The sequence below is a fragment of the Stenotrophomonas sp. SMYL20 genome, from assembly GCF_036320045.1.
GTDB classification, from domain to species: domain Bacteria; phylum Pseudomonadota; class Gammaproteobacteria; order Xanthomonadales; family Xanthomonadaceae; genus Stenotrophomonas; species Stenotrophomonas maltophilia_A.
In genome coordinates this window covers 179975-196938 of sequence record NZ_JAWIRT010000004.1, presented here as the reverse complement: position 1 = coordinate 196938, position 16964 = coordinate 179975, and the positions used below count along the sequence as shown (strand labels likewise).

17 protein-coding genes are annotated in these 16964 nt (G+C 67.0%); 7 read left to right on the top strand and 10 right to left on the bottom strand.

Annotated elements, in window-relative coordinates; genetic code table 11:
• Positions 1-149: 149 nt before the first annotated feature.
• The 7 genes from V3B48_RS04750 to prpB form a co-directional block, all read right to left on the bottom strand.
• Complete coding sequence (locus tag V3B48_RS04750) at positions 150-1610, bottom strand: bifunctional 2-methylcitrate dehydratase/aconitate hydratase (protein WP_329893300.1); 1461 nt, start codon at positions 1608-1610, stop codon at positions 150-152.
• Between the two features lie 151 nt (positions 1611-1761).
• Positions 1762-2940: a 2-methylaconitate cis-trans isomerase PrpF gene (gene prpF, locus V3B48_RS04745; RefSeq protein WP_329893299.1), complete on the bottom strand. Its 1179-nt coding sequence runs from the start codon at positions 2938-2940 to the stop codon at positions 1762-1764.
• 23 nt (positions 2941-2963) lie between these two features.
• Positions 2964-3290: a type II toxin-antitoxin system RelE/ParE family toxin gene (locus tag V3B48_RS04740; protein ID WP_329893298.1), complete on the bottom strand. Its 327-nt coding sequence runs from the start codon at positions 3288-3290 to the stop codon at positions 2964-2966.
• Complete coding sequence (locus tag V3B48_RS04735) at positions 3277-3534, bottom strand: type II toxin-antitoxin system ParD family antitoxin (protein WP_006384133.1); 258 nt, start codon at positions 3532-3534, stop codon at positions 3277-3279. The genes V3B48_RS04740 and V3B48_RS04735 overlap by 14 nt, the downstream gene beginning before the upstream one ends.
• A 100-nt stretch (positions 3535-3634) precedes the next feature.
• Positions 3635-6253 (bottom strand): Fe/S-dependent 2-methylisocitrate dehydratase AcnD, encoded by a 2619-nt coding sequence (gene acnD / locus V3B48_RS04730; RefSeq protein WP_329893297.1) that lies wholly within the window; start codon positions 6251-6253, stop codon positions 3635-3637.
• 97 nt (positions 6254-6350) lie between these two features.
• The gene (gene prpC / locus V3B48_RS04725; protein WP_014038133.1) at positions 6351-7508 is read right to left on the bottom strand and encodes a 2-methylcitrate synthase; all 1158 of its coding nucleotides are present in this window, start codon (positions 7506-7508) and stop codon (positions 6351-6353) included.
• A 36-nt stretch (positions 7509-7544) separates the two neighbouring features.
• Positions 7545-8438 carry a methylisocitrate lyase gene (prpB, locus tag V3B48_RS04720; protein ID WP_329893296.1) on the bottom strand — a complete coding sequence of 298 codons (894 nt, stop codon included), beginning with the start codon at positions 8436-8438 and terminating at the stop codon, positions 7545-7547.
• A 153-nt stretch (positions 8439-8591) separates the two neighbouring features.
• Between prpB and prpR the strand changes: the two genes are divergently transcribed.
• A complete protein-coding gene (gene prpR, locus V3B48_RS04715) occupies positions 8592-10175 on the top strand; it encodes a propionate catabolism operon regulatory protein PrpR (protein WP_329893295.1) in 1584 nt (527 codons plus the stop codon).
• Positions 10176-10253: 78 nt separating this feature from the next.
• Here prpR and V3B48_RS04710 read toward each other — a convergent pair whose 3' ends face one another.
• Positions 10254-10601: a hypothetical protein gene (locus V3B48_RS04710; protein WP_329893294.1), complete on the bottom strand. Its 348-nt coding sequence runs from the start codon at positions 10599-10601 to the stop codon at positions 10254-10256.
• Positions 10602-10610: 9 nt separating this feature from the next.
• On the bottom strand, positions 10611-11210 hold the full coding sequence (gene pdxH / locus V3B48_RS04705; protein WP_049401396.1) for a pyridoxamine 5'-phosphate oxidase: 600 nt from the start codon (positions 11208-11210) through the stop codon (positions 10611-10613).
• Between the two features lie 40 nt (positions 11211-11250).
• Here pdxH and V3B48_RS04700 point away from each other — a divergent pair, with 40 nt between their 5' ends.
• Positions 11251-12078: a kinase gene (locus V3B48_RS04700; RefSeq protein ID WP_329893293.1), complete on the top strand. Its 828-nt coding sequence runs from the start codon at positions 11251-11253 to the stop codon at positions 12076-12078.
• Positions 12079-12084: 6 nt separating this feature from the next.
• On the opposite strand, the gene V3B48_RS04695 is transcribed toward V3B48_RS04700, so the two are convergent.
• Positions 12085-12288: a dodecin family protein gene (locus tag V3B48_RS04695; RefSeq protein ID WP_005410663.1), complete on the bottom strand. Its 204-nt coding sequence runs from the start codon at positions 12286-12288 to the stop codon at positions 12085-12087.
• Positions 12289-12386: 98 nt separating this feature from the next.
• On the opposite strand from V3B48_RS04695, the gene V3B48_RS04690 reads away from it, so the two are divergent.
• The 5 genes from V3B48_RS04690 to mdtD all read left to right on the top strand — a co-directional run bounded on the left by V3B48_RS04690 (position 12387) and on the right by mdtD (position 16956).
• Positions 12387-12929, top strand: coding sequence for a shikimate kinase (locus V3B48_RS04690; protein ID WP_032127802.1), 543 nt, complete (start codon positions 12387-12389; stop codon positions 12927-12929).
• Positions 12926-14038 carry a 3-dehydroquinate synthase gene (gene aroB, locus V3B48_RS04685; RefSeq protein ID WP_032127801.1) on the top strand — a complete coding sequence of 371 codons (1113 nt, stop codon included), beginning with the start codon at positions 12926-12928 and terminating at the stop codon, positions 14036-14038. Before V3B48_RS04690 ends, aroB begins: the two co-directional genes overlap by 4 nt.
• Positions 14039-14105: 67 nt before the next feature.
• The gene (locus V3B48_RS04680; protein WP_329893292.1) at positions 14106-14345 is read left to right on the top strand and encodes a WGR domain-containing protein; all 240 of its coding nucleotides are present in this window, start codon (positions 14106-14108) and stop codon (positions 14343-14345) included.
• Positions 14346-14371: 26 nt separating this feature from the next.
• On the top strand, positions 14372-15454 hold the full coding sequence (gene hemE / locus V3B48_RS04675) for a uroporphyrinogen decarboxylase (RefSeq protein WP_121504643.1): 1083 nt from the start codon (positions 14372-14374) through the stop codon (positions 15452-15454).
• A 92-nt stretch (positions 15455-15546) separates the two neighbouring features.
• A complete protein-coding gene (mdtD, locus tag V3B48_RS04670; protein WP_010482759.1) occupies positions 15547-16956 on the top strand; it encodes a multidrug transporter subunit MdtD in 1410 nt (469 codons plus the stop codon).
• Positions 16957-16964 lie beyond the last annotated feature (8 nt).

Genomic DNA, 16964 nt, shown 5'->3' with positions numbered 1-16964 from the left:
CGGGTAGCGCCGGCCGCCGGCCGGCTGGACCGGTAGCCGCCAACCCTGGTTGGCGTCGGCTGTGCCAACCAAGGTTGGCACCTACCAAAGCAGGTGCAGCTACGTGCCCGGCAAGCAGGCGCAGCGCCAGATCCGCCGAAGCGCGTTCCCTACACCGGCAGGTACAGGTCCACGTAATCGGTCACCGGCATCGCCGCCAGGGCCACCGGGTCCAGCGATGCCGCCAGGATGCGCTGCTGCTGGGCGGTCGGGAAGCGATGGGCCAGGTGCCGGCGGAACTTGTCCATCAGCAGCGGAATGCCTTCTCCGCGGCGTCGGGCGTGGCCAAGCGGGTACTCCACCAGCACTTCCGGCAGTTCACTGCCATCGTTGAAGCGCACGCTCAGGCCGTTGGCGATGCTGCGCTTGTCCGGGTCCAGATAGTCGGCGCTGAGCTGCGGATCCTCGTGGCAGGCCATCTTTGCGCGCAGCGCGTCGATGCGCGGATCGGCGGCGACGTCGTCCTCATAGTCCTCGGCCACCAGCCGCCCATGCAGCAGCGCGATGGCGATCATGTACTGCACGCAGTGGTCGCGGTCGGCCGGATTGTGCAGTGGGCCTCTCTTGTCGATGATGCGGATGCAGGCTTCCTGGGTGCGGATGGCGATGTGCGCGATATCCTCGACCTGCCGCCCCATCGCGCGCAATTGCTGGTGCAGCGCGATCGCTGCCTCCACCGCAGTCTGGCCGTGGAACTCGGCCGGGTAGCTGATCTTGAATAGCACGTTCTCCATCACATAGCTGCCCAGCGGCCGCTCCAGCGTCAGTGCCTGTCCATGCATGGACACAGCCTCGAAGCCCCAGGTCGGTGCACTGAGCACGCTCGGATAGCCCATTTCACCCGTTGCCGCGATCAGCGCCAGGCGTACGCCACGGCTGGTGGCATCGCCGGCGGCCCAGCTCTTGCGCGAACCGGTGTTGGGCGCGTGCCGGTAGGTCCGCAGCGCCTGGCCATCGACCCAGGCCAGCGACACTGCATTGAGCATGCGTTCGCGATCCAGCCCGAGCAGCTGCGCCACCACAGCGGTGGTGGCGACCTTGACCAGCACCACATGGTCCAGCCCGACCCGATTGAAGGAATTCTGCAGGGCCAGTACACCCTGGATCTCGTGCGCCTTGATCATCGCCAGCAGCACGTCGTGCACGGTCGGCGGCGGGCGGCGCAGGGCCTGCGCGTTGCGTCCCAGCCAGTCGCAGACGGCGAGGATTCCGCCCAGATTGTCCGACGGGTGGCCCCATTCGGCGGCCAGCCAGGTGTCGTTGAAATCGAGCCAGCGCACCATCGCGCCCAGATTGAACGCCGCCTGCACCGGGTCCAGCACGTAGTGGGTGCCCGGAACGCGCGCGCCGTTGACCACGCTGATGCCTGGCACCACGGGACCGAGCAGCTTGCTGCAGGCCGGGAAGGACAGTGCTTCCAGCCCGCAGCCCAGCGTATCAAGCAGGCAGTGGTGCGCGGTCTGGAACGCCAGCGGTGAGTCGATGCGTGCGTCGCGCACGTAATCGACGATGTCCACCAGCAGCGCATCCCACGCTGCACGCTCGTTGGATGGGGTGGGGCTGTCGGACATCGTCGATCTCCTCTTCAGAAAAGCAGGTCAGGCCGCGCCTCCCGGTAGTCGCCAACCGTGGTTGGCGCTGGACGTTGCCGGGCGGCGCCAATGCCATGCCAACCAAGGTTGGCATCTACCGAAGCGTGTGATGCCAGCGCCGACCTGCTGGTTACTCGGCCGGTACCCGCACCTTGCCTTCCATCAGCACGCGGGCACTGCGGCTCATGATGGCCTTGCTTACTGTCCACTGGCCGTCAACGAGGCCGGCCTGCGCACCCACGCGCAACGTGCCGGAAGGGTGACCAAAGGTCACCGCTTCGCGTTCACCACCACCGGCCGCGCGATTGACCAGGGTGCCCGGAATCGCCGCGGCGGTGCCGATCGCCACGGCGGCGGTACCCATCATCGCGTGGTGCAGCTTGCCCATCGACAATGCGCGCGCATGCAGATCGATGGCCGAGGCCGGAATGGCCTTGCCGCTGGATGACACATAGTCCTGCGCCGGTGCAACGAACGCCACCTTCGGCGTATGCTGGCGGGTCGCCGCGTCTTCCAGGTTCTTGATCAGACCCATGCGCAAGGCGCCGTAGGCGCGGATGGTCTCGAATTTCTGCAGCGCGGCCTTGTCTTCGTTGATCGCCGGCTGCAGCTCGGTGCCGCTGTAGCCCAGATCGGCGGCGTTGAGGAAGATGGTCGGGATGCCAGCGGTGATCATGGTCACCTCGAAGCTGCCCACGCCGGGCACTTCCAGGGTATCGACCAGGTTGCCGGTCGGGAACATCGCACCCGCATCGCCGTCATCGGACGGATCGATGAATTCCAGCTGGATCTCGGCCGCCGGGAAGGTCACGCCGTCCAGCTCGAAATCGCCGATCTCCTGCACTTCGCCATCGCGCATCGGCACGTGCGCGATGATGGTCTTGCCGATGTTGGCCTGCCAGATGCGCACGGTGCACAGGCCATCGCGCGGCACCCGGGCCGGATCGATCAGACCATTGGCAATCGCGAACGGACCCACCGCAGTGCTGAGGTTGCCGCAGTTGCCGCTCCAGTCGACGAAGGCGGTGTCGATCGACACCTGGCCATACAGGTAGTCCACGTCGTGGTCAGGCACCGAAGCGGTGGAAATGATCACGCACTTGCTGGTGCTGGAGGTGGCGCCCCCCATGCCATCGGTCTGCTTGCCATACGGATCGGGCGAACCGATCACGCGCATCAGCAGCGCGTCACGCGCGGCGCCCGGCACCTGCGCGGCCTCGGGCAGGTCCTGCAGGCGGAAGAACACGCCCTTGCTGGTGCCGCCGCGCATGTAGGTGGCGGGAATTCGGAGTTGCGGAAGAAAATTCATCGTCGGATCCAAGCGTTTGGATTTCAGGAAATGTCTTGCATCAGTGCGTCAAGGCCACGATCAACGCACCACACCCGCATGACGTCCACGCGGTCCGGCAGATCGAGGTAGTAGACGAGATAGCGTTCAAAGCCCGGAACCTGCATGAAGCGCAGGAGTGCCGGCAACTGTGCGGCGAGGTCGGCATGGCGGACGGAACCTGACGCAGGGAACATCGCAGTACGTTGAAGCGTGGCCTCCAGCTCGGCGAGAAAGCGCCGACCCAGCACCAGCCCACCCTGCCGTGCGAACCATAGCGCGGCATCGGCTGCGTCGGCTTCGGCCCTGGGCCTCCATTCAATCGCCTTCACGCTCCATCCTTTCGGTCAGTTCGCGACGCATCCGCTCGAATGTGGCCGCAGTCACCGGAACGGCAGGCCCAGAAGCCAGCCCCTCGGCAATCAACTGCTTGAGCAGCTCTTCAGCCTTGCTGCGCTGACGCTGGCGGATCAGGTCACGCACATAATCCGACGTACTGGAGTAGCCGCCTTCGCGCACTTCCTCGTCCACGAACTGCTTGAGCGGATCGGTCAGCGAAATGTTCATGGTGGCCATGAAACTCTCCTTTGGCAGTTTTTGCCAAGTCAGTGTGCGCCCTGCCCTGGTGTCGGACAAGCCCGCCCCCGGCCTCCGGGGGCAGGCATTCAGTCCGGCATCACGCCACCTTGGCGCCTTCCAGGAAGTCCTGGGCGAAGCGCTGCAGCACGCCGCCGGCCTCGTAGATCGCCACTTCCTCGTCGCTGTCCAGGCGGCAGGTGACCGGCACGAGCACGTCCTGGCCGTCGCGGCGGTGGATGACCAGGGTCAGCTCGGCGCGCGGGGTGCGCTCGCCGATCACGTCGAAGGTCTCGGTGCCGTCGATGCCCAGGGTCAGGCGGGTGGTGCCCGGCTTGAACTCCAGCGGCAGCACGCCCATGCCGATCAGGTTGGTACGGTGAATCCGTTCGAAGCCTTCGGCCGCGATCGCCTCCACGCCGGCCAGGCGCACGCCCTTGGCGGCCCAGTCACGCGAGCTGCCCTGGCCGTAGTCGGCACCGGCGATGATGATCAGCGGCTGCTTGCGGTCCATGTAGGTTTCGATCGCTTCCCACATGCGCATCACCTTGCCTTCCGGCTCCACGCGCGCCAGCGAACCCTGCTTCACGCTGCCGTCGTCGTTGCGCACCATCTCGTTGAACAGCTTCGGGTTGGCGAAGGTGGCGCGCTGCGCGGTCAGGTGGTCACCGCGGTGGGTGGCGTAGGAATTGAAGTCCTCTTCCGGCAGGCCCATCTTCGCCAGGTACTCACCGGCGGCACTGGACGCCAGGATCGCGTTGGACGGCGACAGGTGGTCGGTGGTGATGTTGTCCGGCAGCACCGCCAGCGCGCGCATGCCAGACAGCGTGCGCTCACCGGCCAGTGCGCCCTCCCAGTACGGCGGACGGCGGATGTAGGTGCTCTGCGGGCGCCAGTCGTACAGCGGGCTGACCGCCGCACCGTGCTCCACGCGCACGTTGAACATCGGGTTGTAGACGCGGCGGAACTGCTCCGGCTTCACCGAGGCCTTCACCACCGCGTCGATCTCGGCATCACTCGGCCAGATGTCCTTCAGGCGCACCTCACTGCCATCGGCATCCACGCCCAGCACGTCCTTCTCGATATCGAAGCGCACGGTGCCGGCGATGGCATAGGCGATCACCAGCGGCGGCGAGGCCAGGAAGGCCTGCTTCGCATACGGGTGGATGCGGCCATCGAAGTTGCGGTTGCCCGACAACACGGCGGTGGAATACAGGTCGCGATCGATGATTTCCTGCTGGATCTTCGGGTCCAGCGCACCGCTCATGCCGTTGCAGGTGGTGCAGGCGAAGGCAACGATGCCGAAGCCCAGCTTCTCCAGGTCCGGCAGCAGGCCGGATTCTTCCAGGTACAGCTGCACCGCTTTCGAGCCCGGCGCCAGCGAGGACTTCACCCACGGCTTGCGCAGCAGGCCACGCTCGTTGGCCTTGCGCGCCAGCAGTGCGGCGGCGATCACGTTGCGCGGATTGGACGTATTGGTGCAGCTGGTGATGGCGGCGATGATCACCGCGCCATCCGGCATCAGGCCCTGCGCCTGTTCGGCTTTGCCCGCTTCCAGCTTGGCCGCATCAGCAATGCCGCGCTCGACCAGTTCGGCCACCGGCAGGCGACGGTGCGGATTGCTCGGGCCGGCCACGTTGCGCACCACGCTGGACAGATCGAAGCGCAGCACGCGCTCGTACTGCGCGGTGGCCAGATCATCGGCCCACAGGCCGGTGGTGCGGGCATAGTTCTCCACCAGCGCCACCTGCGATTCCTCGCGGCCAGTCAGGCGCAGGTAATCGATGGTCTGCCCGTCGATGTAGAACATCGCGGCGGTCGCGCCGTATTCGGGGCACATGTTGGAGATGGTGGCGCGGTCACCGATGGTCAGTGCCGCGGCACCCTCGCCGAAGAATTCAAGCCACGCACCGACCACGCGCTCCTTGCGCAGGAACTCGGTCAGCGCCAGCACCACGTCGGTGGCAGTGATGCCCGGCTGCGGCCTGCCGGTCAGCTCGACACCGATGATGTCCGGCAGACGCATCCACGAGGCGCGGCCCAGCATCACGTTCTCGGCTTCCAGGCCGCCAACACCAATCGCGATCACGCCCAGTGCATCCACGTGCGGGGTATGGCTGTCGGTACCCACGCAGGTATCCGGGAAGGCCACGCCGTCCTGCACGTAGACCACCGGCGACATCTTCTCCAGGTTGATCTGGTGCATGATGCCGTTGCCCGGCGGAATCACGTCCACGTTCTCGAAGGCCAGCTTGGTCCAGTCGATGAAGTGGAAACGATCTTCGTTGCGGCGATCTTCGATGGCGCGGTTCTTCTCGAACGCCTGCGGATCGAAACCACCACATTCCACTGCCAGCGAGTGATCGACGATCAACTGCACCGGCACCACCGGATTCACCTTGGCCGGGTCACCGCCCTTGTCGGCGATCGCATCGCGCAGACCGGCCAGGTCGACCAGTGCGGTCTGGCCGAGGATGTCGTGGCACACAACGCGCGCCGGGAACCACGGGAAATCGAGGTCGCGGCGGCGCTCGATCAGCTGCTTCAGCGAATCGCCGAGCGTGGCCGGATCGCAGCGGCGCACCAGGTTCTCGGCCAGCACGCGCGAGGTGTACGGCAGGGTGGCATAGGCGCCAGGCTGGATCGCATCGACAGCGGCGCGCGCGTCGAAATAGTCCAGCGTGCTGCCGGGGAGGTTCTTGCGGTAATCGGTATTCATGGGCTGGCGGAGTGCTTGAGGCGGGCCGGGTGCCGGCGGTGCGGCGGCGAAAGCATCCGGCCGGCACGGGGCCGGCCGGATGGGTACAGCAGGGGGATCAGACGCGCTTGTCGATGGCGACGAAGTCGCGGTCTTCCGGACCGATGTAGTTGGCGCTCGGGCGGATGATCTTGCCGTCGATGCGCTGCTCGACGATGTGCGCGCTCCAGCCGGCGGTGCGGGCGATCACGAACAGCGGGGTGAACATCGCGGTCGGCACGCCCATCATGTGGTAGCTGACGGCACTGAACCAGTCCAGGTTCGGGAACATCTTCTTGATGTCCCACATCACCGATTCCAGGCGCTCGGCGATGTCGTACATCTTCATGCTGGACTGTTCTTCGGACAGCTCGCGGGCCACGTCCTTGATCACCTTGTTGCGCGGATCGGAGACGGTGTAGACCGGGTGGCCGAAACCGATCACCACTTCCTTGCGCTCGACGCGGGCCTTGATGTCTTCCTCGGCTTCATCCGGGTTGTCGTAGCGCTTCTGCACTTCGAACGCCACTTCGTTGGCGCCGCCATGCTTCGGGCCACGCAGCGCGCCGATGCCACCGCAGATCGCGCTGTACATGTCGCTGCCGGTACCGGCGATGACGCGGCAGGTGAAGGTCGAGGCGTTGAACTCGTGCTCGGCGTACAGGATCAGCGAGGTGTGCATCGCCTTCACCCACGATTCCTGCGGCTTCTCGCCGTGCAGCAGGTGCAGGAAGTGGCCACCGATCGAGTCATCGTCGGTTTCCACGTCGATGGCGCGGCCGTTGTGGCTCCAGTGGTACCAGTACAGCAGCATCGAACCGAGGCAGGCCATCAGCTTGTCGGCGATGTCACGCGCGCCCGGATGGTTGTGATCGTCCTTCTCCGGCGCCACGCAGCCGAGCACGGACACGCCGGTGCGCATCACGTCCATCGGGTGTGCCGACGGCGGCAGTTCTTCCAGCGCCGCCTTCACCGCGGCCGGGATGCCGCGCAGCGACTTCAGCTTGGCCTTGTACGAAACCAGCTCGGCGCGGGTCGGCAGCTTGCCGTGCACCAGCAGGTAGGCGATTTCCTCGAACTCGCTGGTGTTGGCCAGGTCCAGGATGTCGTAGCCACGGTAGTGCAGATCGTTGCCACTACGGCCCACGCTGCACAGCGCGGTGTTGCCGGCGGCGGTGCCGGACAGGGCGACGGACTTCTTCGGCTTGAAGGTCGGGGTTGCGGTCGTATCGTTCATGTTTCCCTCCGAAAACTTGATGGTGCAGGGTACTGCTTATTTCTTGGCGGCGAACAGTGCATCGAGCTGCTGCTCGAAGGCGTGGTAGCCGATGCGGTCGTAGAGTTCTTCGCGGGTCTGCATGGTCTCGACCACGTTGCGCTGGTGGCCATCGTGGCGCACCGCCTGGTAGACGTTCTCGGCGGCCTTGTTGGCCGCACGGAAGGCCGACAGCGGGAACAGCTGGATGGCGACGCCAGCCGATGCCAGTTCATCGCGGCTGAACAGCGGGGTGGCACCGAATTCGGTGATGTTGGCCAGCACCGGCACCTTCACCGCGTCGACGAAGCGGCGGTAGGTGTCCAGGTCGTAGGCGGCCTCGGCGAAGATGCCGTCGGCACCCGCCTCGACACAGGCGATGGCGCGCTCGATAGCCTTGTCCACGCCGTCCACCTGGATGGCGTCGGTGCGCGCGATCAGGAAGAAGTCCGGATCGGTCTTGGCATCGGCGGCCGCCTTCACGCGGTCGACCATTTCACCCTGCGAGACGATCTCCTTGCCCGGACGGTGGCCGCAGCGCTTGGCGCCGACCTGGTCCTCGATATGGCAGGCCGCGGCGCCGGCCTTGATCAGCGACTTCACGGTGCGCGCGATGTTGAACGCGCTCGGGCCAAAGCCGGTGTCGATGTCGACCATCAGCGGCAGGTCGCAGACATCGGTGATGCGGCGCACGTCCACCAGCACGTCTTCCAGGGTATTGATGCCCAGGTCCGGCAGGCCCAGCGAGCCTGCGGCAACGCCGCCGCCGGACAGGTAGATGGCACGGAAGCCGGCGCGCTTGGCCAGCAGGGCGTGGTTGGCGTTGATCGCGCCGATCACCTGCAGCGGCGATTCGGCAGCCAGCGCCTCACGGAAGCGGGCACCGGCAGAGAAAGGGGCGGAAGCAGTCATGCGGCAATCCAGGTTGAAGAACGGATGGGTAGGCGCAAGCACCATGCCAAGCTGCAAGCGGTTGATTTCACGGGGATGACCGACACGCAACCGCGAAACAAATGAAACATTGAAACAGATGTATCATGAAACACCCCGTCTGAACCCATCGCCATGTACCTGCCCCGCTCGCCCCTGCGCCATGCCGATGCCGACCCCGGCCGACCGGTGATCTGGACGGTCAGCGTCTCGCGGCTGACCGGCCTGCTCGGTGACGTCATTCCCGAGTTCGACCGTCGCGCGCGCATCGAACAGATCAACCTCGGCTTCGAGGAAGCGGTGGATGTGATCGGCCAGCGCCTGCGCCGCGAGCATTGCGATGTGGTGATTGCCGGCGGCTCCAACGCCGCCTGGCTGCGCGGCCGGCTGGAGCTGCCACTGGTGCCGATCCAGGCCAACGGCTTCGACCTGATGGAAGCACTGGCCCGTGCCCGCCGCATCGCCAGCCGCATCGGCCTGGTCACCCACGCCAGCGACGTGCCGGTGTTCAGCAACTTCCAGCAGAGTTTCGGCCTGGATATCGAGCATCGCCGTTTCGTAACCCGCGAGGACGCACGCGACTGCATCGCCGATCTGCGCGCCAACGGCATCGAAGTGATCGTCGGCACCGGCATGGCCATCGACCACGCCGAACAGGCCGGCCTGCCCGGGGTGCTGCTGTATTCGGCCGACTCGGTGCGGCAGGCGTTCGAACATGCGCTGGAACTGACCCAGACCCTGGCACGTTCCGGCAGCAACCGCCCTGCCCCACGCCGGCGCCCGGCAGCGCGTGCCGATGCGCATGAACTGCTCGGCGACAGCGATGCGATGGCGCAGGTGCGCGCACAGATCGCGCTGTATGCCCCGCATGACAGCACCGTGCTGGTCACCGGCGAAACCGGCACCGGCAAGGAACTGGTTGCGCGCCAGCTGCACGCGGCCAGCGGCCGTCGAGGCCGCTTCGTCGCGTTGAACTGCGGCGCGATCAGCGAATCGCTGCTGGAAGCGGAGCTGTTCGGCTACAGCGATGGGGCCTTCACCGGCGCACGCCGTGGCGGCCGTGTCGGCCTGGTCGAAGCCGCAGACGGCGGGACGCTGTTCCTGGACGAAATCGGCGAACTGCCGCTACCGCTGCAGACCCGCCTACTGCGCGTACTGGAAGAACGCGAGGTACTGCGCGTGGGCGCCACCGAACCGACCCCGGTGGACCTGCGCGTGGTGGCCGCCACCCTGCAGTCGCTGGAACAGCGCGCGGCAGCCGGCAGCTTCCGGCGCGACCTGTACTACCGCCTGGCCGCGCTGCGTATCGCCCTGCCCTCGCTGCGTGCGCGGCGCGCGGATATCCCCTTGCTGGCACAGCACTTCTTCCGCCAGCTGCGCGGCATCGATGCGCCACTGGATGAGCATGCACTGGCGGTACTGACCACCGCGGAGTGGCCCGGTAACGTGCGCGAACTGCGCAATCTGGTCGATCGCCTGCGCATCCACTGGCAGCCCGGTGAAGGGCTGATTGATGCGGCGCGACTACTGCAGCTGGCGCCCGAACTTGTGAATGAGGGCGTTGCAGCATTGCCGGTGGAAAGCAACGGCAAGCGCCCACCGCGCGCGCAGCTGGAAACGCTGTTGCAGGAACACCGCAATGATCGCGAGGGGATGGCGCAGGCGCTGGGCGTGTCACGCACCACGCTATGGCGCTGGCTGCGCGCGGAGGGGTTGTAACCACTCGTTGCCTGGTGGGTGCGAACCTTGGTTCGCACCGCTCTTCCGTCAAGCATCTCATCCACGCATGGCGTGGATCTACCTGGCCAGCAGCAGCTCGATTTCCTCCACCTGCACCACCGGCACCTGCCACGGGTGATGCGGCACGATGCCCTGTTCGAAGATACGCTGCAGCCGCTGCAGATTCCGAGGCAGGCAGAACTCCAGACGCACGCTGTCGACCACCTCGGTGCGACCGGCCTCCCCCTGCACGGGTGACGCACCCACGCGCGGACGGAACTGTTCGAACCCCGGCGCCGACCACCACATCCCGTGCTCGTAGTCGCCGGCCGACAGCGCGTCCACCGCGAGGATGCCCTGCTTCACTGCATCCAGTGCTGCCGACGGCACGAACACCACCACACGGTACAGCGGCAGGCGTTGCATCAGGTTGCCTTACGGATACAGCAGGCGCTTGCTCCAGCGCCCTTCGGCACCAGCTTCATAGCACCAGCGTTCGTGCAGGCGGAACTGCGCGCCATACCAGAACTCGATGCGGTCAGGCACCACGCGCAGGCCGCTCCAGCCCTCCGGGCGCGGCACGTCCTTGCCCTCGAAGCGGGCTTCGACCTCGGCCACGCGCGCATCGAATTCCTCGCGCGTCGCCAGCGTCTTCGACTGCTGCGAGGCCCAGGCGCCGATCTGGCTCATGCGCGGGCGGCTGGCGAAATAGGCATCGGCTTCAGCATCGGCGACCTGCTCGACACGGCCTTCGATGCGCACCTGGATACCCGCCTCGCGCAGGCTGCGCCACAGGAACAACAGCGCGGCCTGCGGATTGGCCTGCAGCTCCTGGCCCTTGTGGCTGTCCAGGTGGGTATAGAAGACGAAGCCACGCTCGTCGAAGGCCTTCAGCAGCACGGTACGCGCCGAGGGACGGCCCTGCGTATCGGCGGTGGCCACGGTCATCGCATTCGGCTCGACCTCGCGGCTCTGCTTGGCCTCGTCGAACAGGCCGGCAAACGTGGACAGGGCTTCGGCGTACAGGTCGCTCATGATTGCGTTCTTCTCACACGGATTGGGCTATTGTGGCTGCATGGCCGCTGCTGCGTATATGCCCCAGGTGAAAGGATTCCCCGAAACATTGGCCGAACAGGCGCTGGATGATGCGCTGGGCAGCGGTGCAGCGATTCCAGTATTGGCGATCAGCGGCCTGCAGGGGAGCGGCAAATCGACGCTGGCCGCGCAGGTGGTGGCGCGCGCCCAGGCACGCGGCCTGAACGCGGCCACGCTGTCGATCGATGATGTCTACCTCACCCGTGCGCAGCGCCAGCGACTGGCCCGCCAGGTGCATCCGCTGCTGATCACCCGCGGCCCGCCCGGCACCCACGACCTGCCGTTGGCCCATGCCGTGCTGGACGCGGTGGCCGCACGCCAGCCCTTCGCCATGCCGCGCTTCGACAAGCTGGCCGACGAACGCCTGCCCGAAGCGCAATGGCCGCAGCTGCAACAAACGCTGGACCTGCTGGTATTCGAAGGCTGGTTCCTCGGCACACCGGCGCAGGATGACAACGCACTGGACAGCCCGCTGAACGCACTGGAGCGCGAGGCCGACGCCGATGGCCGTTGGCGCCGCTGGTGCAACCAGGCGCTGGCCCGCGACTACCCGGCGTTGTGGCAGCGCTGCGACCGCCTGTGGTTCCTGCAGCCGCCGGATTTCTCGGTGGTACCACGCTGGCGCTGGCAGCAGGAGCAGAACCTGCAGGCCGCGCAGCCGGGCCGGCACGGCATGAGCCGGCCTCAGCTGGAACGCTTCGTGCAGTACTACGAGCGGGTCAGCCGGCAGGCACTGCGCGCCCTGCCCGCCCTGGCCGACCACGTGGTGGTGCTGGACGGCCAGCGCCAGGTGCAGGACGTACGCTGAGCGCGCCTATTCCACCAGGAAGGTCACCCGCAGGTTGACCCGCCATTCGGTGATTTCGCCGCTGCCATTGGTGACCACCTTGGTCTCGTTCACCCAGGCGCCCTGGATGCCCTTGACCGTCTCGGAAACCTTCTTCAGCCCGCTGCGCACGGCGTCTTCCACGCTTTTGGGCGAGGAGGCGGTGATTTCGATGACCTTGGCGACCGTCATGGCCTGTACTCCGGCTGGCGCGGGAGACCCCGCAGGAACGCCTACCCTGACGTGAAGAACGTAAAGGCAAGGGCACGGAGGTGTTAGCATCAGAGGGCATGAATCCTGCTCCGAACCTGATCCTGATCGGCCCGATGGGCGCCGGCAAAACCTGCATCGGCCGCCGCCTGGCCGAGCGCTTCACGCTGGACTTCGTCGATGTCGACCAGGCCATCGTCGATGCCGCCGGCGCCAGCATCCCGACCATCTTCGAGCACTCGGGTGAAACCGGCTTCCGCAGCCATGAGCGCGAAGCCTTGGCCCGTGTGCTGGAAGGCCGCGGCCAGCTGGTTTCCACTGGTGGAGGCGCCGTACTCGATCCGGATAACCGCGCCCTGATTGCCCAGCGCGGCTTCGTGGTCTACCTGCGGGTCAGCGTGGCCGCGCAGCTGGAACGCCTGGCCCGCGACAAAGGCAGGCCACTGCTGCAGCGCCCGGACCGCGAGCAGGTGCTGCACGATCTGGCTGCTCACCGCGACCCGCTGTACCGCGAACTGGCCGACCTCACCCTCGATACCGACCCGTACACCGCTGCCGACGCGACCGCCCACCTGGTGGTCAAGCTGGCCACGCAATGGCAGCGCCAGGACCTGACCGCATGACTTCCCCCGCCCTGCTGCAGGTCGCCGTTGGCGGCGACCGCCCCTACTCCATCACCATCGGCGCTGGTGCCCAGACCGACGGCACCGCGCTGGCCTCGCATGTGCGCGGCCGCCACGTGCTGCTGCTCAGCGACAGCGAAGTGGCTCCGCGCTACCTGGCAGCCGTGAAGCAGACGCTGCTGGCCGCACGCCCCGACCTGATCGTCGGCGAGCACGTGCTGGCCGCCGGCGAAGCCTCCAAGACCCTGGCCGAATTCGGCCGCGCGATCGAAGCGCTGGCCGCGCTCGGCGCCACCCGGGATGCCTGCGTGTTCGCCCTCGGTGGCGGCGTGGTCGGTGATCTCGCCGGTTTTGCCGCGGCCTGCTGGATGCGCGGCGTGGACTGCGTGCAGCTTCCGACCACCCTGTTGGCGATGGTCGATTCGTCGGTGGGCGGCAAGACCGCGGTCGACATTCCGGCCGGCAAGAACCTGGTCGGCGCATTCCATCCGCCGCGCGCGGTCATTGCCGATACCCGCGTGCTGGCCACCCTGCCGCCGCGCGAGCTGCGCGCCGGCCTGGCCGAAGTGGTGAAGTACGGCGCGCTGGGCGATGCAGTGTTCTTCGAATGGCTGCAGCAGCATGCCGATGCGCTGCTGGCCGGCGAAGACAACGTGCTTTCTGAAGCCATCGCGCGCAGTTGCCGGCACAAGGCCGCCATCGTCGAGCGCGATCCGTTCGAGAAGGGGGAACGTGCCCTGCTCAACCTGGGACACACCTTCGGCCACGCCATCGAGACCGAACAGGGCTACTCCGCCCCCGGCCGCGATGCGCTGAACCATGGCGAGGCGGTGGCGGTGGGCATGGTGCTGGCGGCGAAGCTGTCCACCGACCTGGGCCTGGCCGACGATGCCGACCGTGCGCGCCTGCAGGCCCTGCTGGAACGCCTCGGCCTGCCGGTGGCGATCCCGGCGGGGCTGGACCCGCAGGCCCTGCTCGGCCGCATGCGGCTGGACAAGAAGAACGTGGCCGGCCGCCTGCGCCTGGTGCTGTGGCGTGGCATGGGCCGCGCCGAAGTGGTGCCGGACGTGGATGAGGCAGCGGTGCTGAAGGTGCTGTCGGTCCGGTAGTGCCGGCCAACGGCCGGTACGACCGCGTTGCGGCCGGGGTCACCCTGGCCCCGCTACAATCGGCGCCATGCACGTCTACCTGCAACATCCCGACGCCGGTGCGCAGGCACCGCGCTTCCTGCGCCTGAGCCTGCAGCCGGATCTGTTCGGCGGCTGGGAACTGCTGCGCGAGAGCGGCCGCGTCGGCAGCCGCTCGCAGCTGCGGCGCGAGCTGTTCCTGCAGGCCGACGAAGCCCGCCATGCCTTCGAGAAGGCCCGCGATGCCGAACTGCATCTCGGTTTCCAGATCCTCTCGCACGGCGACTGACGCCGCTGCCAACTTTCGTCCAAGGAATGCCCATCGTGACCAGCCCTCTCCGCAACGATCGCCTGCTGCGCGCCCTGCGCCGCGAACCGGTGGACTGCACCCCCGTCTGGCTGATGCGCCAGGCCGGCCGCTACCTGCCGGAGTACCGCGCGACCCGGGCCAAGGCCGGCAGCTTCCTGGCCATGGCCAAGAATCCGGAGATTGCCTGCGAGGTTACCCTGCAGCCGCTGCGCCGCTTCCCGCTGGATGCGGCCATCCTGTTCTCGGACATCCTCACCATTCCCGATGCGATGGGCCTGGAGCTGTACTTCGTCGAAGGCGAAGGCCCGAAGTTCCGCCACCCGGTGCGTGATGAAGCGGCCATCGCCAAGCTGGCGGTGCCGGACATGGAACAGGACCTGGGCTACGTGATGGACGCGGTGCGCCTGATCCGCCATGAGCTGGACGGCCAGGTGCCGCTGATCGGTTTCTCCGGCAGCCCCTGGACGCTGGCCTGTTACATGGTGGAGGGCGGCGGCAGCAAGGACTTCGCGCGCATCAAGGCGATGGCACTGAACCATCCGCAGGCCCTGCACCGCCTGCTGGAGGTCACCACCGAGGCGGTGATCGCCTATCTCGGCGCGCAGCGCGCGGCCGGTGCACAGGCGCTGCAGGTATTCGATACCTGGGGTGGCGTGCTGTCGCCGTCGATGTACCGCGAGTTCTCGCTGCGCTACCTGCAGCGGATTGCCGAGGGCCTGGAGCGCGGCGAAGGCAACGAGCGCACCCCGCTGATCCTGTTCGGCAAGGGCACCGGCCTGCATCTGGAAGCGCTGTCGCAGACCGGTGCCGATGCGCTGGGCCTGGACTGGACGCTGGATCTGGACGAGGCGATGCGCCGCACCGGCGGCCGCGTCGCCCTGCAGGGCAACCTCGACCCGACCACCCTGTACGCCTCGCCGGATGCGATCGCCGCCGCAGCAGCACGCGTGCTCGACACCTATGCCGCCGGCAACGGCGGTTCGCGCGAGGGCCATGTGTTCAACCTCGGTCACGGCATGTCGCCGGACATGGACCCGGCGCACGTGCAGGTGCTGGTCGACGCAGTGCACGCGCACAGCCAGCGCTGAGCATTGCGCATGCGGTTGCGGCGCGATGTTGATCGCGCCGTGACCCGCAGTGCGCGATCATGGCGTCCCCCACGCTGCACCGGCCACACCCCATGTCTACATCGCCATCGACCTACAACCGCCAGCGCCCCCTGCTGTGGCTGGTTTCGTTGGCGATCTTCATGCAGATGCTGGACTCGACCATCGTCAACACGGCCTTGCCGGCGATGGCGGCCAGCCTGGGCGAAAGCCCGCTGCAGATGCAGTCGGTGGTGTTCAGCTACGCATTGGCGGTAGCCACCTTCATTCCCGCCTCAGGATGGATCGCCGACCGCTACGGCACGCGTCGTACCTTCCTGGTAGCGATCATCCTGTTCACCCTCGGCTCGCTGGCCTGCGCGCTGGCCCAGCACCTGCACCAGCTGGTTGGGGCACGTGTGCTGCAGGGTATCGGCGGTGCGATGCTGCTGCCGGTCGGCCGCCTGGCAGTGATGCGTTCGGTGCCACGCGAGGACTTCCTGCGCGCGATGAGCTTCATCGCCATCCCCGCGCTGGTCGGCCCGTTGATCGGCCCGACGTTGGGTGGCTGGCTGGTCGAGATCGCGTCGTGGCACTGGGTGTTCCTGATCAACCTGCCGATCGGCGTGATCGGTTTCATCGCCGCGATGAAGATCATGCCCGACCACTACGCCAGCCATCGCACCCGTTTCGACCTGCGCGGCTACATCATGCTGGCCTTTGCGATGGTGGTGCTGTCGCTGGCGCTGGACGGCATCTCCGGGCTCGGAACGCCACATGCGCTGGTGATGCTGATGACCGTGGCCGGCCTGGCCGCACTGGTCGGTTACTGGCTGCATGCCGCCAACTCCACCGCGCCGTTGTTCTCGCTGGCCCTGTTCCGCGTGCCCAGCTACCGCATCGGCATCCTTGGCAACCTGTTCTCGCGCATCGGCAGCAGCGCCATGCCGATGCTGATCCCGTTGCTGCTGCAGGTCGGCCTGGGCCTTGGCCCGATGAACGCCGGCCTGATGATGGTGCCGGTGGCGGCGGCCGGCATGGTGTCGAAGAAGCTGGCGGTGAAGCTGGTCGAGCGCTACGGCTACCGCCGCGTGCTGATGGTCAACACCGTGCTGGTGGGCCTGGCGATGGCCAGCTTCATCCTGATGACACCCGGCCAGCACCTGGCCTGGCGCCTGCTGCAGCTGGCGTTCTTCGGCGCGGTCAATTCACTGCAGTTCACCGTGATGAACACCGTGACGCTGCGGGATCTGGACCGCGAGTTCGCCAGTTCCGGCAACAGCCTGCTGTCGATGGTGATGATGCTCGCCGCCGGTTTCGGTGCCGCGGCGGCCGGCAGCCTGCTGGCCGCGTTCGGCAATCACCTGGACAGCAACAGCGCCACCGCGGCACTGCATGCGACGTTCCTGTGCGTGGGCGCGATCACCCTGACCTCGACGATGATCTTCTGGCAGCTGCCGGACACCAAGCCGGAGCCACGGCAGGTCGAGCACGTCGCGGAGTGAGGGGGTTC